Genomic DNA, 23,884 nt, shown 5'->3' on the forward strand with positions numbered 1-23,884 from the left:
GGCCGCAGATGAGCACCGCCTCGCCCCTTCTCGACCGCCGGAGCGCGGCCCTCGGCCGCCCGAAGACGAAGACGCGCAGCCACCGCAAGCGGCTGAGAAACGCCGCGCTCTACGCCCTGGTGCTCGCCATCACGGTCTTGATGCTGCTACCCTTCGCCTGGATGCTCTCGGCCTCGCTGAAGCTCAACCGCGAAGTATTCGAATTTCCGATCCAGTGGATTCCCTCAGCGCCCCGCTGGCAGAACTATCTCGATATCTGGCAGCAGATCCCGCTCGCGCTCTTCATCTACAACACGGCGAAGCTCACGATCATCGTGACGGTGCTGCAGCTCTTCACGTCGAGCTTTGCCGCCTATGCCTTCGCCAAGCTTCGCTTTCCCTACCGCAACACGCTGTTCCTGGCCTATATCGCGACCATCGCCATGCCCTGGCAGGTCTATATGGTGCCGCAATTCGTGCTGATGCGCGAACTCGGGCTGAACAACACGCATCTGGCGCTCATCCTGCTCCAGGCCTTCAGCGCCTTCGGCGTGTTCCTGATGCGCCAGTTCTACATGTCGATCCCCGACGAGCTGTGCGAAGCGGCGCGGATCGACGGAATGAGCGAGTATCAGATCTGGCGCAAGATCATGCTGCCGCTTTCCATGCCGGCGCTGTCGACGCTGACGATCTTCACCTTCGTCAACACCTGGAACGACTTCCTGGGGCCGATGATCTACCTGACCAAGACGGAGCTGAAGACCGTGCAGATCGGCCTTCGCATGTTCGTCTCGCAATATTCGGCCGAATACGGGCTGATCATGGCGGCCTCCGTGGTCTCGCTCATCCCCGTTCTCGTCGTCTTCCTCGCTCTGCAACGCTTCTTCGTGGAAGGCGTCGCCTCCACCGGCCTCAAGGGATGATGCCCATGTCCGCCACCGCTTCGCCCCTCGCCCCGCCCGTGCCTTCGCTCATCGCCCCCCTGTCGCCGGCCGAGCTGACGCAAGCTCTCGATGTCGCGAGCGGCGCCATTCGCCGCTCCCTGAAGGACTTCACCTTCGCCGCGCAGAACCATTCGAGCGTCGGCAATGTCTATCCGGCCGTCGCCAACGACCAGTGGACGGCCGGTTTCTGGCCCGGCACGGTCTGGCTCGCCTTCGAGCACACGGGCGATCCGGTGCTGCGCCATGCCGGGCAGATCCAGGTGCAAAGCTTTCTCCACCGGATCGAGAACCGGATCGAGACCGATCATCACGACATGGGCTTCCTGTATTCGCCCTCCTGCGTGGCGGCTTGGAAGCTGGTCGGCGACGCGGACGCGCATCGCGCAGCGCTGCTTGCCGCCGAGCAGCTCGATGAGCGCTGGCAGGAAAAGGGCGCCTTCTTCCAGGCCTGGGGCCGCAAGGGCCGGCCGGAAGAATACCGCTACATCATCGACTGCCTTCTGAACCTGCCGCTTCTCTACTGGGCCAGCGCCGAAACCGGAACGGCGCGATACCGCGAGCGCGCGCTTGCCCATGCCCGCACCACGCTCGCCCATTCCGTCCGGCCCGACAGCTCCACCTTCCATACGTTCTACATGGACCCCGAGACCGGCGCGCCGGTGCGCGGCGCCACGAAGCAGGGCTATAGCGACGACAGTTTCTGGGCGCGCGGCCAGGCCTGGGCGCTCTACGGGCTCGCCCTGTCCTACCGCTACGAGCGCCTGCCGGCCTATCGCGAGAGTTTCGAGCGGCTCCTCGCCTTCTATCTCGAGCGCCTGCCCGCCGATCTCGTGCCCTATTGGGACCTCGTCTTCACCGAGGGCGACGAGCCGCGCGATTCCTCCTCGGCCTCGATCGCCGCCTGCGGGCTTCTGGAAATGGCCGATCTCGTCGGCGGCGCAGAAGGCGAGAGCTGGCGCGATCTGGCGACCCGCATGATGGGCAGCCTCTGGCGCGACTATGCGGTCAAGCCGCCCTCGCCTTCCAACGGGCTGGTGCTGCACGGCACCTATTCCAAGAAGACGCCGCACAACACCTGCCGCGGCGAAGGCGTCGACGAGTGCGTCTCCTGGGGCGACTATTTCTACTTCGAGGCGCTGACGCGCCTGAAGGGCAACTGGACCAGCTACTGGTAGGCCGACGACGCGCTGCCTTTCCCTCGTCGCCAAAGGACGCCCCATGTCGAGCATTTCCCTGAAGAAGCTGAACAAGACCTACGGCGCGCTGACCGTGGTCCACGATATCGACCTCGAGATCGCCGACAAGGAGTTCATCATCCTCGTCGGGCCGTCGGGCTGCGGCAAGTCCACGACGCTGCGCATGATCGCGGGGCTGGAGGAAATCTCGGACGGCGAGCTCTGGATCGGCGACGATCTCGTCAACGACGTGCCCTCCAAGGACCGGGACATCGCCATGGTGTTCCAGAACTATGCGCTCTACCCGCATATGACCGTCTACAAGAACATGGCCTTCGGCCTGCACCTGCGCAAAGTCTCCCGCGAGACGATCGACGGCGAGGTGAAGGCGGCGGCGCGCATCCTCGACATCGAGCATCTCCTGAACCGCAAGCCGAAGGCGCTGTCGGGCGGCCAGCGCCAGCGCGTCGCGCTCGGCCGCGCCATGGTGCGCAATCCCGACGTGTTCCTTCTGGACGAGCCCCTGTCCAATCTCGACGCCAAGCTGCGCGGCACGATGCGCGCCGAGATCACCAAGCTGCACAAGCGGCTCGACGCGACCTTCATCTATGTCACGCACGATCAGGTGGAGGCCATGACCATGGCCGACCGGATCGTGGTCATGAAGGACGGCCATATCCAGCAGGTCGACACGCCCCAGGCGCTCTACGACCGACCGGTGAACATGTTCGTCGCCGGCTTCATCGGCGCGCCGCAGATGAACATGCTGCCGGTGACGATAGAGCGGCGCGGCGAGGGCTTCGTCGCGCGCTTCGAGGATCGCGAACTGCCGCTGCCCCCCAGCCTCGATCGCGCGCGCATCGCGCCCTACGAGGGCCGGAGGGCGGTGCTCGGCATCCGGCCGGAAAACTTCCACGAGGTGCCGCCGGCCGATATCGACCCCGGCGCGACGGTGCGCTTTCCCGCCACCGTGGAACTCGCCGAGCCGATGGGCGCCGAAATCCATCTCAATCTTCTGGCCGCCGGGCGTCCGATCATCGCGCGCGTCTCGCCGCGCTGCCGGGCGCGCGACGGCGAAACGGTGGACCTCGTGGCCGACCTCACCGGCGCGCATCTCTTCGACCCCGAAACCGAACGCTCCATCCTGGCCTGAAGGCGCTTCCCATGCAGTGGCTGACCGAGCGGTTCCATCGCGAGGGACCGGGAATCCCCAAGGACCTGCCGAAGCGGACGGGCGCGGCGCTCTTTGCGCAAACCGTCTGGCGCGAGGCGGCGGAGCTGTTCAAGCTGAACCTCCTCGTGGTTCTGGTCTCGCTGCCGGTGGTCACGCTCTTTGCCGCCCACGCGGCGGGCCTCCGGGTCGCCACGGCCATGGCGCGGGACGAGAACACCTATCTCGGCGAGGATTTCTGGCGCGCCTTTCGCGCGCGCTTCTGGGCGGCCACTGTGGCGGGCGCGGGCCTTTCGCTGGCGCTCGGGCTCGGCGCCTATGCGATCTATATCTACGGCCAGATGGCCGCACGGGACATCGCGCTGGCGATCCCCTTCGGTCTGGCGCTCGGCACCGAAGCCGTTCTGGCGGTCTTCGCCGTGCATCTCTTCGTGCTGGTTTCGGACGGCGGGCGATCGGCGCGCGCCATGCTGCGCCTCGCCTTCCTGGCGACGCTCGCCCGCCCCTGGCCGGTTCTCGGCGCGCTCGGCTTCGTCGCGCTCCTCTGGCTGCTGCACGTCCTGTTCTATCCGGTCTCGGTCTTCATGCCCGTGGCCTTCAATGTCTCGCTCGGGCTTCTCGCCATCGCCTTCGCGGCGCAAGGCGGGCTCGCGCGGGTCGCCGATCTGGCCGCGGTTTCCGCCGGCGAGCGGACGCCGGAGGAGGCGTCCTCCCCAACGAACGCCATCTGTGGAGGATAACGACATGCGCAAACTGGCATCCGCCCTGCTCCTCGCCGCCGCCGCGTTTCTGCCGGCGGGCGCGAGCGCCCAGACCCCGGTCACGCTCAACTGGGCGCTGTGGGACTGGGACAAGGTGGTCTTCTACAAGCCGCTGATCGAGGCCTACGAGAAGGCCCATCCCGGCGTCACGATCAATCACACCGATCTCGGCTCGGCCGACTACAACCAGATGCTGATGACGCAGCTCACCGGCGGCGCCACCAATCTCGACATCGTGACGGTCAAGGACAGCCCGGGCTATGCGCAGCTCGTCAACGCCAACGCGCTCGCCGATCTGAACACCCTGCTCGAAAAGCCGGTCGACCCCGCCCCCTATAACGGGCTGATCGAATCCATGACCGTGAACGGCAAGCTCGCCGCCGTTCCCTTCCGGTCCGACATCTGGGTTCTCTACTACAACCGGGGCCTGTTCGAGAAAGCCGGCGTCGCCCCGCCCACCAACGACATGACGCTCGACCAGTTCGCCGATCTCGCCCGCAAGATGACGAGCGGCTTCGGCTCGAAGAAGGTCTATGGCGGCCATCTCCACACCTGGCGCTCGACGGTTCAGCTGCCCGCCATTCTCGACGGCAAGCAGACGCTGGTCTCGCGCGACTACGGCTTCCTCGCGCCCTTTTACGAGCGCGTCCTGAAACTCCAGAAGGACGGGGCGATCCAGTCCTACGGCTCGCTGAAATCCACGAGCACGCATTATTCCGGCCCCTTCTTCAACGAGCAGGTCGCCATGATGCCGATGGGGACGTGGTTCATCGCCACGCAGATCGCCAAGGTGAAGTCGGGCGAGTCCCTGTCGTCCAACTGGGGCATCGTGTCCCTGCCCCATCCGGACGGCGTCGCGCCCGGCACCACGGCGGCGCAGGTGACGAGCCTCGGCGTCAACGCCAATTCGCCCAACGCCAAGGCGGCGGCCGATTTCGTGAACTTCGTCAGCGGCCCGGAAGGCGCCAAGATCATCGCCTCCACCGGCACGCTGCCGGCGATCCGCGACGAGGCGGTGGTGAAGACCGTGACCTCCAAGGAAGGCTTCCCGACGGACGCGGCGAGCCGCGAGGCGCTGAATGCGCCCAAGACCTATCTGGAACTGCCGATCGATCCGAAGGCCGCCCAGGTGGAGCTCGTTCTCAACCGCGCCCATGACGCGATCATGACCGACAATGTCTCGGTGGAGCAGGGTCTGGCCGATCTCAACCGCGACGTCGGCGCCGTTCTCGACCGCTGAGCCTCTCCTCAGTCCGGCAGGGCGGCCCCGTTCGCCCTGCCGCCTTTCCCGTATCCTGTCAGCATCCCCCGAGGGGATGCGCCCTGCCCGATGGAGGCTCGCTTGCTGAGCGTTGAAACCCGCCACGCGGTTCATCCCGAACACGCCCGAACCATGGGCACGGCCGAGCTGCGCCGCCACTTTCTGGCCTCCGACCTCTTCGTCGAGGGCGAAATCCGCCTCGTCTACACGCATTACGATCGCTTCACGCTGGGCGGCGCGGTGCCGGCCGGCAAGGTTCTGGTGCTGGACGAGGTGGCCGAGACCCGGACATCGACCTTCCTCGAGCGCCGGGAAATGGGCATCGTCAATATCGGCGCGGCGGGCACGGTATCGGCGGGCGGCACCGATTACGCGCTGGAGCGGGGCGACGTCCTTTACCTCGGCATGGGCAGCGGCCCGGTCACGTTCGGCGGCGACGGGCGCTTCTACATCACCTCCGCGCCCGCCCATCGCGCCCTGCCCGCGCGGCTCGTGCGCCTGTCGGAGGCGAACCGGATGGAGCTCGGCGAGGACGAGAACTCCAACCGGCGCACGATCAACCAGTTCATCCACCCCAAGGTCATGGAAAGCTGCCAGCTCGTTCTCGGCTACACGAGCTTCGCGCCGGGCTCGGTCTGGAACACGATGCCGGCCCATGTCCACGACCGGCGCATGGAGGCCTATCTGTATTTCGGCCTCGCCGAGGAGGCCCGCGTCCTGCATCTGATGGGCGAGCCGACCGAAACGCGCCATCTCGTGGTCGGCAACGAGGAAGGCGTCCTGTCGCCGCCCTGGTCGATCCATTCGGGCGCGGGCACCGGCCGCTACACGTTCATCTGGGCCATGGCCGGCGACAATGTCGACTACACGGACATGGATTTCGTGCCGGCGAGCGGCCTTCGATGAGCGCTCGCTTTTCCCTGTCGAACCGCAAGGCCCTGGTGACGGGCGCCAACACCGGCATCGGACAGGCGATCGCGCTGGCGCTCGCCGAGGAGGGCGCGGAGATCGTCTGCGCCGGCCGCAGCGACTGCGGCGAAACGCTGGACCTCATCGCGCAAGCGGGCGGGCGGGCGAGCCAGGTCCGGCTCGACTTCGCCGACCCGCTCGCCGCCGCCGGCCTGTTCGAGGGAGCCGGCTTCGATCTCCTCGTCAACAATGCCGGCATCATCCGCCGCGACGACAGCACGGACGTGACGGAGGCGGACTGGGACGCGGTGATGGATGTCGATCTGAAGGCCGTGTTCTTCACCTCGCAGGCCTTCGCGAGGGCGCTTTTCGCGCGCGGCGCGCCGGGCAAGATCGTCAACATCGCCTCGCTCCTGTCCTTCCAGGGCGGCATCCGGGTGCCCGCCTACACCGCCGCCAAGCATGGCGTGGCCGGCCTCACCAAGATCCTCGCCAACGAATGGGCGGCGCGCGGGATCAACGTCAACGCCATCGCGCCCGGCTATATCGAGACCAACAACACGCAGGCGCTGCGCGAGGACGCCGACCGCAGCCGGTCGATCCTGGAGCGGATACCGGCCGGGCGCTGGGGCCGCGCGAGCGACATCGCCGGCGCCGCAGCCTTTCTCTGTTCGCCCGCCGCCGACTATGTGCATGGAACGGTGCTGGCCGTGGACGGCGGCTGGCTGGCGCGGTGAGAGGATGAGCGTTCCGGAGCCGCCTCCAGCGAGCGAAGCGGACGAAGAGGCCGGTCGGATCGCCCGGCTCGCCTATCTCCCCTGGGAGCGCCGCGCGGAAGACCTCGCCGCGCCCGAGCATCGCGCCCGTGTCGCGTTTCTCACCCGCCATGCGGGCGCCGAGATCACCGAGAGCGCCTTCGTCGCGCCGGGTGCCGAGGTCCACACGGACAGTCTCCATCTCGGCCCCGGCTCGATCCTGGCGGCCGGTGCCCTCCTGCGCGGGCATCTCCGGTTCGGCGCGCGGTGCAGCGTCAACGCCTTCGCTGCCCTGTCCGGCCGGATCACCTGTGGCGACGACGTGCGCATCGCCTCCGGCGCGGCGCTTGTCGGCTTCAACCATGGGTTCGAGGATCGAGAAACGCCGATCCACCGCCAGCCCCATGAGCAGCTCGGCATCGAGATCGGCGACGATGTCTGGATCGGCGCCAATGCCGTGGTGCTGGACGGGGCGCGGATCGGCCGGGGCGCGGTGATCGCGGCCGGAGCCGTGGTGCGCGGCGAGGTTCCGCCCTTGGCCATCGTCGGCGGCGTGCCCGCTCGCGTCCTGCGCTATCGCGGCGAGCCGGTCCGCTCACCGAAAGGCCGCGCCGAAAGCGCGCTCACGGCTCTGGCCCGGCGCGTCGGCGAAGAATGGCAGGATGTTCTCGCCCGTCACAGGCAGGGCGACGATTATGTTTCCGCCGATGCGAAGGGGCGCGTCGGGCCGGCCGTGCGGCATCTCTGCGACGCGGTGGAGATCGCGGCCGGCTTCGACGGGCTCGACGCGATCGGCTCGCGAGGCGATCTGGTCACCCGCCTGCAGGGTTTTCAGGATGGGCCGAGCGGCCTTTTTCCCGACCCGTTTCTCGAAACCGCTCCCGACCGCCCCGCCTTCCGCGAGCCGCGCGAGGACCCGATCGCGCTCTACAATGTGCTCGCCGTCGGCTACGCGCTGGAATGCCTCGGGGCTGCCCCCGTTCATCCCGTGCGCGCGGTGGAGCTCGATGCGCCGGCGCTCTGTGCCTGGCTGGAAGGCCTGCCCTGGCGGCGGGATGCGTGGAATGCTGGCGCCGTCGTCGATGCGATCGGCACCGGACTTTATCTCAACACGCGGTATTTCAGGAGCGGGCGGGGGATCGAAACCCTGTTCGGCTGGCTCGCGCTTCATGCCGACCGGGCGACGGGATTGTGGGGCTGGCCGACGCAGGACAGCGGCTTGCTGCGCCCCGTGAACGGCTTCTATCGCATCACGCGTGGCACCTTCGCCCAGTTCGGATTGCCCGTTCCAAGGCCCGAGGCGACGATCGAAAGCGTGCTCGCCAACCACCGCGCGCATGAGGGGTTTCGCGGGACGGCCTACAACGCCTGCAATCTTCTCGATACGATCCACCCGCTCTGGCTCTGCCTTCGGCAGTGCGACCACCGGCGCGACCAGGCGCTTGCGATCGCCGCCGACCTTCTGGAACGCGCCCCCGATCGCTGGCGGGACGGCCGGGGCTTCGCTTTCGCCGATGGTCAGGAGCCGAGCCTGCAGGGGACGGAGATGTGGCTGAGCACGATCCACCTCGCCGCCCGCCTTCTCGATCTCGACGGCATCTTCCCCTTCGTGCCGCGCGGAATTCATCGGACCGAAGCGGCCGGCTGGCTCCTGCCTCCGGCTCCGAGCGGCCAAGACAGTGAAATGGAACGCCGTCCGGACGCCATCCCCAAACCCCAGGCTGCGACACAACGTCCTTAGTCTGCCAACCGAACTTTACGCCGCGTTTACTCGGGGTCTGCAACCTTACGTGGGGGAATGGGCTCGGGACCGATGTCGAAGATCAACGTGGATTCGCTTGCCGTTCCGGCATTTTCGGTCGCCATCACGGACGACGGAATCCTGCGTTACGACGGGATCAACGACATCCTATGCGAGTTGTCCGGCTTCACGAAGGAGTCCTTCATCGGCCGAACCGCCGCCGAGTTCATGTCCTTCGAAGGCGCGCAGGCCTGGGAAGCGAACTACCGGCGGTGTCTGTCCTCCCGGGTGATGGACGAATACGAGGAACTGGCCGCGACGCCCTCGGGCCTGCGATGGTGGCGCACGATCCTGACGCCGGTCGTGGACGCGAACGGCAAGATCATCCAGCTTCTCGGCCTTTCCGCCGATATCGACGCGCGCAAGCGGGCGGAGCTGGAGCTGCAATGCGCTGTCTTCATCGATGCCGTCACCGGCATTTCGAACCGTCGGCGCTTCGATCTCGATCTCGCGGCCGCAATGGAGCGTTCTGCGGAAAGCGGCCTGCCCTTCACGCTCATCCTGGCCGATATCGATCGCTTCAAGTCGATCAACGACACGTTCGGGCATCATTTCGGCGACGAGGTTCTGCGCCAGACGGCGGTTCGGCTGCGCAGCGGTATCCGCAGAACCGACAAGAGCGCCCGCATCGGCGGCGACGAGTTCGCGGCCATTCTCTCCTCCGCCACGGACGGCGCGATCTCGGTCGCGCTCCAGATGATCGGCCGCCAGTTCGCCGAGCCGATCCGCTCATGCGGCGTCACCGTGTCGATCGGCATCAGTCTCGGCGCGGCGCTGTGGCGGCCCGGCATGTCCGCCGACGATTTGAGATCGGCGGCGGACGCCGCCATGTACGAAGCCAAGCGCGACAAGGCGGCTTGACGGGTCCACGCGATCGCCGCGCGGCCTATTCTCGAAAGACAGGCCGGCGGCCCCTCGCCTTCCATCTCCTCGGATGGAGCGGGAGTTCACCTCGTTGAGGCAGATCAGGGCTCGACTGGAATCCCGGCCCGATCGAAAGCGGCGCGGAGAAAGGCCGCGACCTCGCCCGCATCCTCGGCGCCGAGCCCATGCGCGACGATCGGGCCATGGAAGCCCGCCGCCTTCAGGCAGGCGAGATAATGCGGATAATCCAGAACGCCCCGGCCCGCCCGCGTGAAGCCGCCATCCGGGATGCGGTCCTTCGCATGGCCCATCGCCAGGCGATCGGCGAGGAGATCGGTCGCCTCCGACACGAGACGGTGCTGCTCGGCCAGATCGGCCCGCTCGAAGAGATTGGCGGGATCGAGCACGATCCGAAGGCGCGCACTGCCCAATTCGTCGATCAAACGGCGCGCCGTCGCGGCGCCATCGACGACATTGGCGAGTTCCGGTTCGATCCCGAGGTCCACGTCGTGGCGCTCCGCAATGGCGATGGCCGCTTCCATCGCCTCCAGAAGATCGCGCCAGGCGTCGGGACGATGGTTGCCCGGATGCTCGCGCCATTGGTCCTCCGGGTCGCGCGTGCCGGTGCAGAGGGTAACGAGGCGCGTCCCCATTTCGGACGCGCGCGAGGCCAGCACTTCGAGCCGCCGGAGCCCCGCCTCGCGCACCGAGCGGTCGGGATGGATCATGTTGTAGGTGCCGGACACCGCGACGATCTCCAGCCCCGCTTCCCGCGCAGCGCGGGCGACACGGAGCGCTGTGTCGCGCTCGATCGCGTCCGGCATCGCGGCGAAACCCGAACAGGCCATGTTGTATTGGACGGCTCTGAATCCGGCCGAACGCGTGGCCGCGAGCACGGTCTCGGGCGTCGAGCCCGGAAAGGTCTTGGCGAAAATCCCGAGCTTCATCGACCACTTCTCCCCGAACCCGCCCCTGTGGCGCATGGGCCGTCATAGACGGATCGGGCGATCGCCACCACGGCGCGGCGCGGAGCCCGGCCGGACGGCGAGAGAGTTGCTGCCTCGCGAACGCCCCTCGCCCAAGCTGCCGGGGCTCGCGCCACCGACAAGGCCGGCGCGCCGACCGGTTCGGTGATCGGTTTCGACACGCGACGAGGCCGGCCGGATGTTCGATCCGACCGGCCTCGTCATGTTCGGCTTGCACGCCTCAGTTGGCCTGGACGCGGTAGACGTTGTTGTCGGTTCCGACCGTGATCCAGCGACCCGAGCTCTGCGCCGAGACCTGCAGCGCCTTGCCGCCGGAACGTGTCCAGGCCGCGTCCTCGTTCGCCTTGCGCCAGGTCTCGCCCGTGTCCTTGTTGATCACAGCCACGCCCCCGTCCGAGGCCACCGCGATGTCCGAGACATTCGTGCCCATCTGCGCCCAGGCGCCGTTGCCGGCCGAGCGATAGACATTGCCGTCGAGACCCACCGACCAGAAGCGGTTCGCCCCGATCGCGACCACCTTGCGCGCCGCTCCGCCGGAGCGTGTCCAGTTCGCCTTGTAGTCGTCTGCCGCCTTCACCCAGATCTCGTTGGCCGGGTTCGTCACCACCACGGTCCCGTCGGAGGCCGCCGCGATGGTGCGCGCGTTCGGGCCGATGAAGATCCAGTCCGTGCCGTTCCAGCGATAGGCGTTGTTGTCGGCGCCGATGGCGTAGATGCGGTTCGCCCCGCCGGTCGCCACTTCGCGCATCGCCCGCGTGCCGAGCGCGGCCCAGGTGTCGCCGGTGTTGGAGCGCCAGACGATGCCGGTCCTGGCGTTGACGACGAGCGTCGTGCCGTCGGCGGCCGAGGCGACCTTCGCGGCCTCGACGCCAATCTGCGTGCCGCCGGCATTGCCGGTCGCGGCGGTCGGCGCGGGCGCCTTCCAGCTCTGGTTGGCCTGCCCGTTGCAGGTCCACTGGAGAACCTGCGCGCCGGCTTGCGTCGCGGCACCCATAACGTCGATGCACTTGCCCGTCTGCTTGGAAGCGAGCGCCAGGCCGCCGTTCACGCTGGGGCTCGCCCGCCAGATCTGGTTGTCGCCGCCATTGCAGGTCCATTGGGCGAGGGCCGCGCCGTCCTCGGGCTTGAAGTCGAGAAGATCGAGGCACTTGTTGGTCTGGGCGTTGACCAGCGTCGAGCCGCCATTGGCCGCGCGCCAGGTCCAGGTCTGGATCGCCGAACCGTTGCAGCCGTCCTGAACGAGCCGCGCGCCTTCCACGCCCGAGCCGCCCTGCACCGAGAGGCAGAGATTGGAATGCGACGCGCGCAGCGGGCCGGACGTGCCCTCTGCCGGTGTCGTCACTGTCGCATTGGTGCCGCCGGCATCGCCGCCGCCGGTGTTGCCGGCCGTGGTGCCGCCAGCGCCATTGCCGCCCGCCGTGCCGGCCGCGCCGACGCCGGCCGTTTCGCCGGTCTGGCCTGTGGGCGGCGCCTCGCCGCTATCGGCGGTCGGCGAGGGAATGCGCATCATCTTGCCGACCGAGGGAACGCCCGCATCGTCCAGCGCGAAGAAGAGATAATAGCCGGGCGTCGCGTCGACGCCGTCATTGGTGATGCGAAGCGCATACCCATCGGCGGTCTTGGTGAAGGGCACCTCCAGAAAACGCTGATCGGTGTTGAAGCCGTGCGTCACCGCGCCCGTCTTGATCATGGTGAAGCGTGCGATGGGACGATCGCCGCCCGCCTTCACCTGGAGCGTCTGGCCGAGCCGGATCGTGCCGGGCTCCGTCGCGATGGTCGGGCGCGGGGCGGGCGAGCCGTCGGCGGCGAAGAGGTAGGGCGGCGAATAGATCTCGGCATTGTTGCCATAGACCGGCCCGGGCGCGCCGCCGCCGCCCGACAGAATGCGTCCATCCGGCAGGAGTAGCGCGGTGGAATGGTAAAGGCGCGGGATCTTCATGGATGCGCCGGTGCGCCACTGTCCGGTCTGCGGGTTCCAGATCTCGGCGGCATAGGCGACGTTGGTGGTCGCGTTGTTGCCCTCCGCGCCGCCCGTCGCCAGAACCTCGCCCGTCGGCAGGACGGTGCCGGTCAACCAATGGCGACCGAAGCTCATCGAGCCCGTCTGCGAGACCTTGTAGGGATAGGTCGAGAAATCGATGATCGAGCTGCTTTTCGACCCCGGAGGGGCGGCGCCCTCGTCGTTCATGGTCCAGCCGCCGCCGAACTGGATCACCTTGCGGGGCGCGAACATCACGGCGGTGGACGTGCCGCCCCAGTTCGGGCCGTTGAAGGCCTGGAAGTTTCCGACCGATCCGTTTCCGTCATAGCCGAGCTGGTACATCACCTTGCCGGCGATCACGAAGACCTTGTTGTTGGCCGTCGCGAACACATGCGGGAACCAGTAGCGGCGCTCGGTGTCGGAGGCGGGCTGGCGCGCCTGCGTCGTGCCGGTGAGAGCCCGCCAGCCCTGGCCGGGCGTGTAGAGCTCGGCCGTGGTCGTGGCATCGGCGGAATTGCTGTAGGGAACCACGCCGCCATTCACGATGATCCGCCCGTCCGGCAGCGTCGTCGTGGTGGAATACCAGCGCGGGTATTTCACGGCTTCCATCGCCGTCAGGGTGCGCGTCTTGTAGGAGAAGCGCGAGGCCTTCAGCGTGCTCGAGCCGTCGCCCGTCGCGCCGCCCACGGCGACGAGATCGCCGCTCCAGGAGGACAGGACGAGCCCCGCGCAGAACGTGTCGACGTTGATGCCGTTGGGAAGCGTGACATGCGCGTCCGCCCCGACGCCGAGGCCCGGCGTCCAGATGTCGATGTCGAGCCCGCCCTGCCCGCCCTGCGGCGTCGCGCCGAAGGTCGCGACCTTGCCGTCGGGCAGAAGCGCCATGTGAATGGGAATGCGCGGCCAGGCCAGCACGTCGGTCCAGCGCCCTTCGACATTGGCGGGCGCGGCCAGCGCCGGCATGGCGCAGGCAACCAGCGCGAGCGCCGACACGGCGGCGAGCACGGGCCGCTTCGACGATACGATAAGGCGACGGTCTGATTTCATATCAGAAACTATCCAGGCGTTGGAAACGGGAAGAGCGGCGGACAAACGGTCAGGATCGCGGAGTGGAGGCGACATGGTTCCCGAGGCGCTGGGCGACCTCGCGATAGTCCATCGAATAGGGGAAACGCTCGATCTCGCGCCCATCCGGGCCGAACAGGATCACTTCGCTGGAGTGATCGACCGAATAGCTGCCGTCGGGCTCCGGCAGGTTGCGGACGGCGACGATCCTGTTCTGGGCGGCGAAGCGGTCGATCGCCTCCACCGGGCCGCTGACGGTGACGAAGCCATGGCCGAGCGGCTGGACATAGCGCGCCATGAGTTCGGACGTGTCGCGCGCGGGATCGAGCGTCACGAAGACCGGCGTGACCTTTTTGCGCTCGGCTTCCGGCAGAAGATCGATCGCGGCGGTCATCTCGAAGAGCGAGGTCGGGCAGACCTCCGGGCAGTTGGTGAAGCCGAAGTAAACGAGGTGGAAACCGCCTGAAAGCGACGTCTGATCGAAGCTTGCGCCGGTCTGATCGACCAAACCGCCAACCTGGCCCTGCGCGAAGGCGCCGCCGGTCGACAGCATCATCAGCGCGACGGCAACCTGAAGCAATCTGAGCATCGACCTCTCCGCGAACATATGGCGCGGACGATACTTTCCCCGGACTAAATATTCCTTATTTGGTGGCGCCAAATGCGAGGTGCGCGCGTGTGGCAGCGCGTTCGCATGCTTACCAATCCAGTAATTCGGAGGTCACGCCTTCGGCATAGGGGTGAAATCTACGTCCTGACGCTCGGTCAATCGCGCTCGGAACATCCGCTCAAAGGGCCGTGATCGCCAGTGCCTGTCGGAGGAAGTGCAGTCTCCGGATGCAGGATTGCGAGATACGAGCCTCACAATGCCGGCTGAAGGACGTGACGGGTTTCGTCCGGCGCAGCGAGCGCAAGGTGGCCAGGCCGATCGTCATGGGGCGGTGACGGCCGGCGAGGCGCACGACGTGGCGCCCATCGAGCGCAAGGTCCGAGCGCGGCGTGACGTTGCGGATCGAATAGCCGTAACCGTTGGCGACCATCGTGCGCACGACTTCGTGATGGGCCGAGCGCACCGGCCCCGCCTCGCCCGCCGCGCGCATGGCCGCGAGGCGCTGGTCGCCCAGAGCGCCGTTCGATGATCGCCAGAGATCGGCACGATCCCAGTCGGCCTGTCGCCGAGCGGTTTCAGGGCGAGACGAATGAAGCGCTGGACCGGACGATCACGAACCAGCGGGGGGCGATAGGATCACACGCTGCCCCGTTGCCGATGCGCGCTTGATCGCCGCGACGACCTCCAGCGTGCGCAGCCCCTCGCGCCCGCTGACGAGCGGCGCCTCCTCGCCCCGGATCACGGCGGCGAAGTGGCGGATCTGGAGGGCGAGCGGATCCTCCGGGGCGACGCCGAGGCGCGCGCGCTGGAGCGGCTCCCACCAGCTGCGCGGGCCGGCATTGCTCCAGACCTCGAGCTTGGGAAGCGACAGCGACCCTTCCGTGCCGGCGAGGAGGTAGCAGGCCTCGTCGGCTTGCGGATAGGCGGGGTTCTCGCCCGTCGTCATCTCCCAGCTCCAGGGCGCCACCACCGTGTCGCAGACCGAGACGGTCGCCAGCGCGCCAGAGGCGAACTGGAGGATGATCGCCGACGTCTCCTCGACCGCGTGGCCCCGCACCGCATTGGATTCTACGGCGTGCACGGCGACGATCTCGCCGATGAGATAGCGCAGGTTGTCGACGTCGTGGATGAGGTTGAGGAAGACCGGCCCCGCGCCCGGCTCGCGCCGCCAGGCCGGCCCGAAATAGTCGTCCGGCTTGTAGAGCCAGAACAGGGCATTGACGGCGACGATGCGGCCGAGCCGGCCGGACGCCACGATCTCGCGCGCGGCGCGCATGATGGGGTTGTGCCGGCGGTGGTGGCCGACGAGGATCGGCACCCCGGCGGCTTCCGCCGCGGCCACGAGGCGCTCGCCCTCGACGGGATCGTCGGCGATGGGCTTTTCCACCAGCACCGGCACCCCGGCGGCGACCGCCTCCAGCGCGTTCTCGACATGGACCTGGTTGGGCGTCGCGACGACGACGCCGTCCGGCCGCCCCGCGGCGAGAAGGTCCCGCAGGCTGGCATGCCAGGGCACGCCGTTTCGCGCCGCGATCTCGCGGCCGGCATCGCCCGGATCGACGACGGCCGTCAGCTCGGCCGCCGGTTCGGCGAGAATGTGCTGGATATGGCGCCGGCCGATGAGGCCCGCGCCCATCACCGCCAGCCGGGCCGGGGTCCGGCTCACGGCTTGGGCGCGGCGCAGAGCGCCGCGACGCGGCGGATGGCGAGGAGATAGCCTTGCGTCCCGAGGCCCGCGATCACCCCATCGGCGCGAAGCGAGACGTAGGAATGGTGGCGGAAGCTCTCGCGCTTGTGGACGTTGGAGATGTGGACCTCGATCACCGGCGGCTCGAACGTGTTGAGCGCGTCGAGGATCGCGACCGAGGTGTGGGTGAAGGCGGCCGGGTTGATGACGATGCCCGCCGCGCTCTCGCGCGCCTCGTGGATCCAGTCGATGATCTCGTATTCGCGGTTGGACTGGTGGAAGCGGATATCGTGGCCGAGCTCTGAGGCGAGCGCCCGGCAGTCGCGCTCGACGTCGGCCAGCGTCTCCGTGCCGTAGATATGCGGCTGGCGCTTGCCGAGGAGGTTGAGATTGGGTCCGTTGAGGACGAAGATCAGGCTCATGGTGCGGCTTTCGAGGGTCGAAACGTCGGGTGGCGGGCGTGTCTTACCCCGCCCGGCAGGGATCGGCGAACTGGCGGCACAGGCGCGCGGCGTCGGGCGCGCGGCCGCAGAAGCGTTCGAAGGCGGCGCCTGCCCGATGCACGGTCATGCCGCCGCCGGGCCGGTCGGCGGGCGCCGGACGCTCGGCGTCGTGTCGCCCGCGATGGTTCATGCGGGGGGCCTCGCGGCGCGCGAGGATGTCGGGCGCAGGCGCGGCGAGGGACGGACTTCCGACCCTCGCCGCGTATCGGTTACTGCACCGTGAAGGGGATGTTCGGGATCGATTCCGGGAACTCGGGAACCGGGACTTTCATCCACTTCGCGTAGACGGTGGCGAGTTCGCCGTCGCCCCTGATCTTGTCGACGAACTTGTTGATCGCCTCGTTCCAGTCCTTCTCGCCCTGGCGGGTGCCCGCGCCGTTGTAGACGGTGAGGAAGTCGATCTTGCGCTCGAACTTGCCGGGCGCGGCGGCGTCGAGGCGCTGGAGATAGAACTGGTTGCCGCCGACGGCCTCGACCTGGCCCGACAGGAGCGCCTGGATGGAGGCGGCGTCGTCGTCGAAGCGCCGGATGGTCGCGACGGTGCCCATCATGTCGGTCGCGGCCTTGTCCTGCGCGCTGGAGCGCGGCACGCCGATGGCGATGCCCGCCGCATCCTCCGGCTTGGCCATGGTCTTGTCCTTCGGCCCGTAGAGCGAGATGACGTTGCCGGCATAGGGCTTGGAATACTGGATGGCCTTGGCCCGCTCCTCCGTCATCGCCATCGTGGCGAAGAGGACGTCGACCTTGCCGGTCGTCAGGGCCGGGATGCGGTTGGAGACGGCGAGCGGGGTGAACTCGACCTCGACGCCCAACTCCTTGGCGAAGAGCCTGGCGATGTCGGCGTCGAAGCCGTCCTGCTGGCCGCTGGAGTTCACGAAGCCCCAGGGCTGGTTGTCGCCCTGGATGCCGACGATGATGCGCCCGCGCGCCTTGGCCTCTTCCAACGATGCGGCATGGGCATCGAGGGCGCCGAAGACGGCGGCGAGGGCGAGGGTGGCGACGGCGGCCCGCCGGGCCATGGCGCGTCCGCCTGCAAGAATTTTGATCATGGTGGTCCTCCCTGTTGTGTCGATGGGTTCGCCGCGCGTCGGCGGCGAAGGTCTTCAAAGGGCCCGGCCCTCCCGGCCGGCCTCGATGATGCGTAATGCTTAGAGGCTGTTATGGACCTTGGACAGGTGTTGTGCTGGCCGCACGGGATCGCCGGGTAGGAGCGGGACGCAGCCGATAGCGGCGCTATCGGCAAGGTCGGCGACGCCCTCCGGCGATCCCGTGCGACCAGCCCGCAGGGTCGGATGAGCGAAGTCATCCGCCGCGTCGGCGAGTCGGGCCAAGACCACCAGTCTTGGCCCGACTCGCCTCCTCGCGGGCTGCTCTTCGCTGATCCGACACAACATCTGTCCAAGGTCCATAACAGCCTCTAAGTCCGGCGGCTCCCGTCCAGCACCCGCCGCGCGCAGCGTGCGAGATGCGCGAGGTGGGTGGCGGCGCCGCGCCCGTCCGCGAGGGGAACCTCGACCGAGACGGCCGTTCCCGACGGCACGGCGGCGGCGAGGTCGGCCAGCGGCAGCACGCCCTCGCCCGGCGCGAAGCGGCCCGCGCGCGCCTCGGCGACCATGGCCTGCGTGCCGACCGGCCCCTCGCCGCGGACGTCGCAGAGCTGGAGGGCGGCGATGCGCCCGGGCGGGGCCTTCGCCACGTCCCCCACCCGTCCGCCGTTGCGGAACAGATGGATCGCGTCCACCAGCACGCCCGCATTGGCGCGGCTAGAGGCCTCGACGACGCGCAGCGCCGCCTCGAACGTGGCGACCGGCCGCCAGCCCATGTTCTCGAGATCGACGCCCATGCCGAACCCGGCGCAGAGATCGCAGAGCGCGCCGAAGGTCTCGACGAGGCGGCTCTCGTCGGGGTCGTCGCCGCAGACGCTGAGACGGCGGGCGCCGAGCGCCGCCGCCCCTTCCAGCATGGGCGCGAGGCTTTCGGGCCGGAAGTCGGGCGACAGGACCACGAACTCGATGTCGTGGAGCGCGACGCCGTGGTCGTCGAGCGCGGCGCGCACGTCCCGCGCGGCCGGGCTTCCCACGGGCAGCTCGTAGAAGGGCGCGCCCGGAAAGGCGGGATGGAGGCGCAGGCCGACCCGTTCGAAGCCGCTCGCGGCGGCGGCGCGCACGAAGTCGAGCGGGGGCAGGTCGATCGCCGAGAAATGGGCGACGCCCAAGGGTGTGGCCGCGCCGGTCATGCGATGCCCTTTTCGGCGAGATGGCGCACGAGGTTGGTGCCTGTGCGCCGGATGTGGTCGGCGAGCTTGGCGCAGGCGTAGTCCACGTCGCGCGCGACCGCCCCTTGCCCGATCTCGCTGTGCTCGGCCGCCACGTTCCGGTCGCCCGAGGTGCGGGTCAGGAAGGTGCGGCGGTAGCGGTCGTTGAGATTGAGGAGAATGCCGCAGAAGTTCAGAAGCAGCGGGCTCCGGCATCCCGAGATGAGCGTCAGGTGGAAGTCGCGATGGGCGGCCTCCCAGCTTTCCAGCGTTTCCGGCCGGGCGGGGTCGCGCTCGGCGCGGTTGAGGCGGTGCAGCGCGCGCATCACGTTGCCCTCCCATTCCACGTCGCCGACGCGCATCGCCTCGCGCAGCGCGAAGCTCTCCATCTCGACCCGCAGCCGCGTGATCTCTTCGAGGTTGGCGAGCGAGAGCGGGGTGACGCGGTAGCCGCGATTGTCCTCGAACTCGACGAGACCATCGGCGATGAGGCGCGCCAGCGCCTCGCGAAGCGGGCTGAGGCTGACGTTGAAGTTCTGGCGCGCGCGGTCGAGGTTGATCTTGGCGCCCGCCTCCAGCTCGCCCGAGACGATCGCCTCGCGCAGCCGGTGGACGAGCTGGCTGGCGATCGTGTTCTTGCCGTCGTCGAGCAGCGGGCGCACGACGGCCGAAGGGCCGGCCCCCGCCTTGGGGCCGTCGCCGCCTTCCCCCCGATCGATCGACGAAGCCCTCAACACCCTGTCCCGTGCTCGAACGCATCCACCGATGATGGCTACGAAAAACGATTATTCCTGTCAAGGCGCGGGGAGGAGCGTGTGGGAAGATCGCGCCCTGTGCCGTGTTGCATCGCAAAATATCGCGCAGAACCGCAATAATATCCACGATAATTCCCTCTTGGGCGCTTGCCATTCCAGTGCGGCCCGTTCCTCACTCTTGACGAATAATCGATGATAAGGCAGTCCTCTGGCGAAGGGATGGAGGCCCGGTCATGCTCATTCGAACCCATGAGGACGTCACGCCCGCCGTTCTCGACGTCATGGCGCAGACGCGGGACCTGCGGCTGCGCGAGATCCTGACCTCGCTCATCACCCATCTCCACGGCTTCGTGCGCGACACGAGGCTGACGGAAGCGGAGTTCCGCGAGGCCACCGCGATCCTCAACGAGATCGGCGCGCTCGCCAGCGATTCCCACAACGAGTTCGTCCTGATGGCGGGCTCGCTCGGCGTCTCGACGCTGGTCTGCCTCCTCAACAACGGCGAGGGCGGGCAGACCGAGACCTCCCAGTCGCTGCTCGGCCCCTTCTGGCGCCTCAACTCGCCGCGCGTGCCGAACGGCGGCTCGATCATCCGCTCCGACACGCCGGGCACGCCCCTCTTCGTGACGGCGCGCGTCGAGGATGCCGAGGGCCGCCCGATCGCGGGCGCCGAGGTGGACGTGTGGCACGCCTCGCCCGTCGGCCTCTACGAGAACCAGGACCCCGAACAGGCCGAGATGAACCTGCGCGGCAAGTTCACCACCGACGAGGACGGCCGCTTCTCCTTCTGGTCGGTGCGCATGGTCGGCTATCCCATCCCCACGGGCGGCGTCGTCGGGCGGCTTCTCGCGGCTCAAGGCCGCCACCCGTACCGGCCCGCCCATCTCCACGCCCTGATCTTCAAGACGGGCTACAAGGTGCTGATCTCCCAGGTCTTCGACCCGTCCTGCCCGTGGATCGAGAGCGACGTGCAGTTCGGCGTGACGAAGGCGCTGACCGGCGACTTCGTCGAGCACGCCGAGCCCCACCCGGACCGCCCCGACATCGCGGGGCCCTGGGTGCAACTCGACTACACCTACGTCATGGAGCCCGGCGAGGCCGTGCTGCCGCGCCCGCCGATCAAGTGAGGATCAGACGATGCTGACCGACGACCAACGCCGCGAGGCCGCCGCCTCCATCCTGCGCGCCGAGGAGACCCGGGTGCCCGTGGTGCAGCTCAGCCGCACCTACCCGGAGATGGAGATCGAGGATGCCTATCGCATCCAGGACCTCTGGGCCGACGAGCGCATCGCCCGGGGCGCGCGTCTCGCCGGCCACAAGATCGGCCTGACCAGCCGGGCCATGCAGATGGCCTCCAAGATGACCGAGCCCGACTACGGCCGCATCCTCGACGACGCCCTCTTCAACGACGGCGCGCAGATTCCGGCGACGCGCTTCATCAAGCCGCGCCTCGAGGTCGAGCTCGCCTTCGTCATGGGCGAGGACCTGGAGGGGCCGGGCACGCGCATCCACGACGTGATGCGGGCGACGGAATACGTCGTCCCGGCGCTGGAGATCATCGATTATCGCACCGAGGTGCCGCGCGCGATCACCGACACGATCGCCGACAACGCGGCCTTCGGGGCGATCGTCGTCGGCGGGCGTGTGTTCCGCCCCTTCGACGTGGACGTGCGCTGGATCGGCGCGACGCTGTCGAAGAACGGCATCATCGAGGAATCGGGCGTCTCGGCGGCGATCATGGGTCATCCGGCGGCGGGCATCGCCTGGCTCGTCAACAAGCTGTCGGCCGTCGGCGCGGGGCTGAAGAAGGGGCAGATCGTGCTCGGCGGCTCGTTCACCCGGCCGGTGGACATCGCACCCGGCGACGTGATCCATGCCGACTACGGCCCCTGCGGCGCGATCGGCGTGTCCTTCACATGATGGCTCTCCCCCTGCCCCGCAACGGTTTCAAGGCCGGGCTGGTCGAGGGCCGGTCGCAGATCGGTCTCTGGTCGGCCATCCCCGACGCCTTCGTCACGGAGGCGCTGGCGGGGTCGGGCTTCGACTGGATGCTCCTCGATACCGAGCATTCGCCGGGCGACGTCCTCACCGTCCTGCCGCAGCTTCAGGCGCTCAGCGCCTACGACGTGTCGCCCGTGGTGCGCCCGGCGGTGAACGATCCCGTCCTCATCAAGCGCTTCCTCGACATCGGGGCGCAGACGCTGCTGATCCCATACGTCCAGTCGGCGGACGAGGCGCGGGCGGCGGTGGAGGCGATGCGCTATCCCCCGCGCGGCATCCGGGGCGTCTCGGCGCTGACGCGCGCGACGCGCTTCGGGCGCGTGGCGGACTATGCGCAAAGCGTCGAGAGCGAGCTGTGCCTTCTCGTCCAGGTCGAGACGCGCGAGGCGCTGGACCGGCTGGAGGAGATCGCCGCCGTCGAGGGGGTCGACGGCGTCTTCATCGGCCCGGCGGATCTGGCGGCGAGCCTCGGCTTCGTCGGCCAGGCGGGCCACCCGGAGGTGGTCGCGGCCGTGGAAGGCGCGATCGCGCGCATCCGGGCCGCCGGCAAGCCCGCCGGCATCCTGACGCCCGACAAGGCCTTCGCCCGGTGCTGTATCGAACTCGGCACGAGTTTCACGGCGGTCGGCGTCGATATCGGCATCCTCGCCCGCCAGACGGAGGCCCTTGCAGCCGAGTTCCAGTCGTGAGCGACGGGGGCCTGTCCGAGGCGGCGCGGCGCGAACTCCTGCCGACCGGCGCCTTGCGGCTGGCGGTGAACGTCGCCAATGCCGAAATGGCGGCGGAAAGGAGCCCCGGCACCTACGAGGGCAAGGCGATCGATCTCGTCCGGCGGCTCGCGGCCGACTGGGGCATCGCGGTGGAGATCGTCCCCTTCGCGTCGGGCGGGGCCATCCTCGCCGACATGGGCGCCTGGGACGCGGCCGTCCTGGCGGTCGAGCCCTCGCGCCTCGACCGCCTCCACTTCTCGCCCGCCTTCGCCACCGTGGATGCGACGCTCGCGACCGTCGGTCCCTCGCCGGTCGCGACCTGCCGAGGTGCCGACGCCAAGGGCGTGCGGATCGCGGTGGTGCGGGGCGCCGCCTACACCGCCCATCTCGAGGCGAGCATGACCGAGGCCACGCTCGTCGCCTTCGACCGTCCGAAGGAGGCACGCGCGGCGATGCTCGGCGGCGCCTGCGATTTCGTGGCGGGCATCCGCTCGACGCTCGAGGGGATGGCGGGCGCGAACCCGTCCGTGCGCCTGATGGACGACGATTTCCTGCGCGTGCCCCAGGCGCTGGCCATCGCGCTTCGAAAGCCGCACGCGAGCGCCGCCCTCGACGCCTGGATGGCGGGCGCGGGGCCGGCCGGCGCCCGCGCGTGACCTCGGCCCTCTCAAGCCTGTTCGGTGCCGGAGCTTCGCGTGAGTTCGGCCCGGAAGCGCTCGATCGCGTCCTCGGCGAAGCTCGACAGGACGCGGCCCCGCTTCATCAGGGCATAGGGCACGACCACGCTCGGCTCGGCCAGCGGGCGCTGGACGAGGCCGGGCATATAGACTTCCGCCACGGAGAACTCGTCGATCAGCGCGACGCCGAGCCCGTGGCGCACCAGCGACACGACGGTCTGCGCGAAGCGGCCGCGCATCGTGTAGTGCGGGGTGAGGCCGGCCTCCACGAAGGGGCGCGCGAGGATCGCGCCGTAGGGATCGCCGGGATCGACGCCGATCACGGCCTCCCGGACAAGTTCGTGAATGGAGATTTCGGGCCGCTCCGCCAGCGCGTGCCCTTCCGGCACGATCACCACGAGACGGCCCTGTGCGAGCGGGCGCGAGACCAGCGCCGGATTGGTGCTGGGCGAACTCATGATGACGAACTCGCCGCGCTCCAGAAGCAGGTAATCCGCCGTTTCCTCGATCTTCAGGACGTTGAGATCGATGCCGAGATGGGGAAAGGACTGGTGCAGCGAGCGGATCACGCGCGCGGCGACGAACTGCGCGATGGAGGGCGCGGAGGCGAAGCTCAGGACCGAACTGTCGCCCCGGCGCAGGAGCGCGACGGCCTCGTTGAGATTGCCGATCTCGCGATGCACCTGCTCCACCACGGAGAAGATCATGCGCGCCTCGGACGCCGGCAGGAACACCCCGGCCTTGCGTTCGAAGAGACGGATGCCGACCGTGTCCTCGGTGTATTTCAGGAGGCGGCTGACGCCCGGCGCCGACACGCCCATGAGCTTGGCCGCGCCCTGGATAGAGCCCGCGACCATCACCGCGCGGATGACCTCGATCTGGCGCAGCGTCAAAGCCTTCGACATCGCTCCCTCCCCGTGTTGGAGGAGAGGATATTAACATCATGTTCCGCAAGTCGTGAAATCGGTATTTGACGTGCGGTTCGCCTCTTGCGATGGCTAAGGGAACGGCCTTCCGGGAGACAGGGGAAGGATC

Annotated in this window: 24 protein-coding genes; 13 read left to right on the plus strand and 11 right to left on the minus strand. The window is 68.4% G+C overall.

The genetic code is table 11. From position 1 onward, the window contains the following. Positions 1–8: 8 nt before the first annotated feature. The 9 genes from B146_RS0106335 (at position 9) to B146_RS0106375 (ending at position 9,617) form a co-directional block, all read left to right on the plus strand. Positions 9–902: a carbohydrate ABC transporter permease gene (locus B146_RS0106335; protein WP_019995583.1), complete on the plus strand. Its 894-nt coding sequence runs from the start codon at positions 9–11 to the stop codon at positions 900–902. After that, the gene (locus tag B146_RS0106340; protein ID WP_019995584.1) at positions 899–2,098 is read left to right on the plus strand and encodes a glycoside hydrolase family 88 protein; all 1,200 of its coding nucleotides are present in this window, start codon (positions 899–901) and stop codon (positions 2,096–2,098) included. The genes B146_RS0106335 and B146_RS0106340 overlap by 4 nt, the downstream gene beginning before the upstream one ends. Positions 2,099–2,141: 43 nt before the next feature. Further along, positions 2,142–3,251, plus strand: a complete 1,110-nt coding sequence (locus B146_RS0106345; protein WP_019995585.1) for an ABC transporter ATP-binding protein — start codon at positions 2,142–2,144, stop codon at positions 3,249–3,251. Positions 3,252–3,262: 11 nt separating this feature from the next. Beyond that, a complete protein-coding gene (locus B146_RS25250; protein ID WP_019995586.1) occupies positions 3,263–4,009 on the plus strand; it encodes a DUF624 domain-containing protein in 747 nt (248 codons plus the stop codon). A 4-nt stretch (positions 4,010–4,013) separates the two neighbouring features. After that, on the plus strand, positions 4,014–5,270 hold the full coding sequence (locus B146_RS0106355) for an ABC transporter substrate-binding protein (protein WP_019995587.1): 1,257 nt from the start codon (positions 4,014–4,016) through the stop codon (positions 5,268–5,270). 102 nt (positions 5,271–5,372) lie between these two features. Continuing rightward, complete coding sequence (kduI, locus tag B146_RS0106360; protein WP_026358380.1) at positions 5,373–6,197, plus strand: 5-dehydro-4-deoxy-D-glucuronate isomerase; 825 nt, start codon at positions 5,373–5,375, stop codon at positions 6,195–6,197. Beyond that, entirely contained in the window at positions 6,194–6,937 is a 744-nt protein-coding gene (gene kduD / locus B146_RS0106365; protein ID WP_019995589.1) for a 2-dehydro-3-deoxy-D-gluconate 5-dehydrogenase KduD, read from the plus strand. Before kduI ends, kduD begins: the two co-directional genes overlap by 4 nt. Before the next feature lie 4 nt (positions 6,938–6,941). Further along, positions 6,942–8,696, plus strand: coding sequence for an acyltransferase (locus B146_RS0106370; RefSeq protein WP_019995590.1), 1,755 nt, complete (start codon positions 6,942–6,944; stop codon positions 8,694–8,696). Positions 8,697–8,768: 72 nt separating this feature from the next. After that, positions 8,769–9,617: a GGDEF domain-containing protein gene (locus tag B146_RS0106375; protein ID WP_019995591.1), complete on the plus strand. Its 849-nt coding sequence runs from the start codon at positions 8,769–8,771 to the stop codon at positions 9,615–9,617. 104 nt (positions 9,618–9,721) lie between these two features. On the opposite strand, the gene B146_RS0106380 is transcribed toward B146_RS0106375, so the two are convergent. The 10 genes from B146_RS0106380 to B146_RS0106430 form a co-directional block, all read right to left on the minus strand. After that, positions 9,722–10,567, minus strand: a complete 846-nt coding sequence (locus tag B146_RS0106380; RefSeq protein WP_019995592.1) for a sugar phosphate isomerase/epimerase family protein — start codon at positions 10,565–10,567, stop codon at positions 9,722–9,724. Between the two features lie 259 nt (positions 10,568–10,826). Then, on the minus strand, positions 10,827–13,634 hold the full coding sequence (locus B146_RS0106385) for an RICIN domain-containing protein (protein ID WP_155897391.1): 2,808 nt from the start codon (positions 13,632–13,634) through the stop codon (positions 10,827–10,829). 49 nt (positions 13,635–13,683) lie between these two features. Continuing rightward, entirely contained in the window at positions 13,684–14,241 is a 558-nt protein-coding gene (locus B146_RS25255; RefSeq protein ID WP_162141930.1) for an SCO family protein, read from the minus strand. Between the two features lie 199 nt (positions 14,242–14,440). Further along, positions 14,441–14,752 (minus strand): type 2 periplasmic-binding domain-containing protein, encoded by a 312-nt coding sequence (locus B146_RS0106395; RefSeq protein ID WP_019995595.1) that lies wholly within the window; start codon positions 14,750–14,752, stop codon positions 14,441–14,443. A gap of 120 nt (positions 14,753–14,872) precedes the next feature. Beyond that, the gene (locus B146_RS0106400; protein WP_019995596.1) at positions 14,873–15,898 is read right to left on the minus strand and encodes a Gfo/Idh/MocA family protein; all 1,026 of its coding nucleotides are present in this window, start codon (positions 15,896–15,898) and stop codon (positions 14,873–14,875) included. 26 nt (positions 15,899–15,924) lie between these two features. After that, positions 15,925–16,371, minus strand: a complete 447-nt coding sequence (gene aroQ / locus B146_RS0106405; protein WP_019995597.1) for a type II 3-dehydroquinate dehydratase — start codon at positions 16,369–16,371, stop codon at positions 15,925–15,927. Positions 16,372–16,414: 43 nt separating this feature from the next. Next, the gene (locus B146_RS28930; protein WP_019995598.1) at positions 16,415–16,582 is read right to left on the minus strand and encodes a hypothetical protein; all 168 of its coding nucleotides are present in this window, start codon (positions 16,580–16,582) and stop codon (positions 16,415–16,417) included. A 79-nt stretch (positions 16,583–16,661) separates the two neighbouring features. Then, entirely contained in the window at positions 16,662–17,501 is an 840-nt protein-coding gene (locus B146_RS0106415) for a transporter substrate-binding domain-containing protein (RefSeq protein WP_019995599.1), read from the minus strand. Between the two features lie 368 nt (positions 17,502–17,869). Beyond that, positions 17,870–18,688, minus strand: a complete 819-nt coding sequence (locus tag B146_RS25260) for a sugar phosphate isomerase/epimerase family protein (RefSeq protein ID WP_019995600.1) — start codon at positions 18,686–18,688, stop codon at positions 17,870–17,872. Next, the gene (locus B146_RS0106430) at positions 18,685–19,368 is read right to left on the minus strand and encodes a GntR family transcriptional regulator (protein WP_051091522.1); all 684 of its coding nucleotides are present in this window, start codon (positions 19,366–19,368) and stop codon (positions 18,685–18,687) included. The genes B146_RS25260 and B146_RS0106430 overlap by 4 nt, the downstream gene beginning before the upstream one ends. A gap of 326 nt (positions 19,369–19,694) precedes the next feature. On the opposite strand from B146_RS0106430, the gene B146_RS0106435 reads away from it, so the two are divergent. The 4 genes from B146_RS0106435 to B146_RS0106450 are packed head-to-tail and all read left to right on the plus strand — an operon-like array spanning position 19,695 to position 22,828. Then, positions 19,695–20,588 (plus strand): dioxygenase family protein, encoded by an 894-nt coding sequence (locus B146_RS0106435; protein WP_019995602.1) that lies wholly within the window; start codon positions 19,695–19,697, stop codon positions 20,586–20,588. A 10-nt stretch (positions 20,589–20,598) separates the two neighbouring features. Next, on the plus strand, positions 20,599–21,381 hold the full coding sequence (gene hpaH, locus B146_RS0106440; RefSeq protein WP_019995603.1) for a 2-oxo-hept-4-ene-1,7-dioate hydratase: 783 nt from the start codon (positions 20,599–20,601) through the stop codon (positions 21,379–21,381). Continuing rightward, entirely contained in the window at positions 21,378–22,151 is a 774-nt protein-coding gene (hpaI, locus tag B146_RS0106445; RefSeq protein WP_019995604.1) for a 4-hydroxy-2-oxoheptanedioate aldolase, read from the plus strand. Before hpaH ends, hpaI begins: the two co-directional genes overlap by 4 nt. Then, on the plus strand, positions 22,148–22,828 hold the full coding sequence (locus B146_RS0106450) for a type 2 periplasmic-binding domain-containing protein (protein ID WP_019995605.1): 681 nt from the start codon (positions 22,148–22,150) through the stop codon (positions 22,826–22,828). Before hpaI ends, B146_RS0106450 begins: the two co-directional genes overlap by 4 nt. A gap of 11 nt (positions 22,829–22,839) precedes the next feature. Here B146_RS0106450 and B146_RS0106455 read toward each other — a convergent pair whose 3' ends face one another. Continuing rightward, entirely contained in the window at positions 22,840–23,754 is a 915-nt protein-coding gene (locus tag B146_RS0106455; RefSeq protein WP_019995606.1) for a LysR family transcriptional regulator, read from the minus strand. Positions 23,755–23,884: the final 130 nt, after the last annotated feature.

This window comes from Aureimonas ureilytica DSM 18598 = NBRC 106430, from assembly GCF_000382705.1.
Classification (GTDB): Bacteria; Pseudomonadota; Alphaproteobacteria; order Rhizobiales; family Rhizobiaceae; genus Aureimonas; species Aureimonas ureilytica.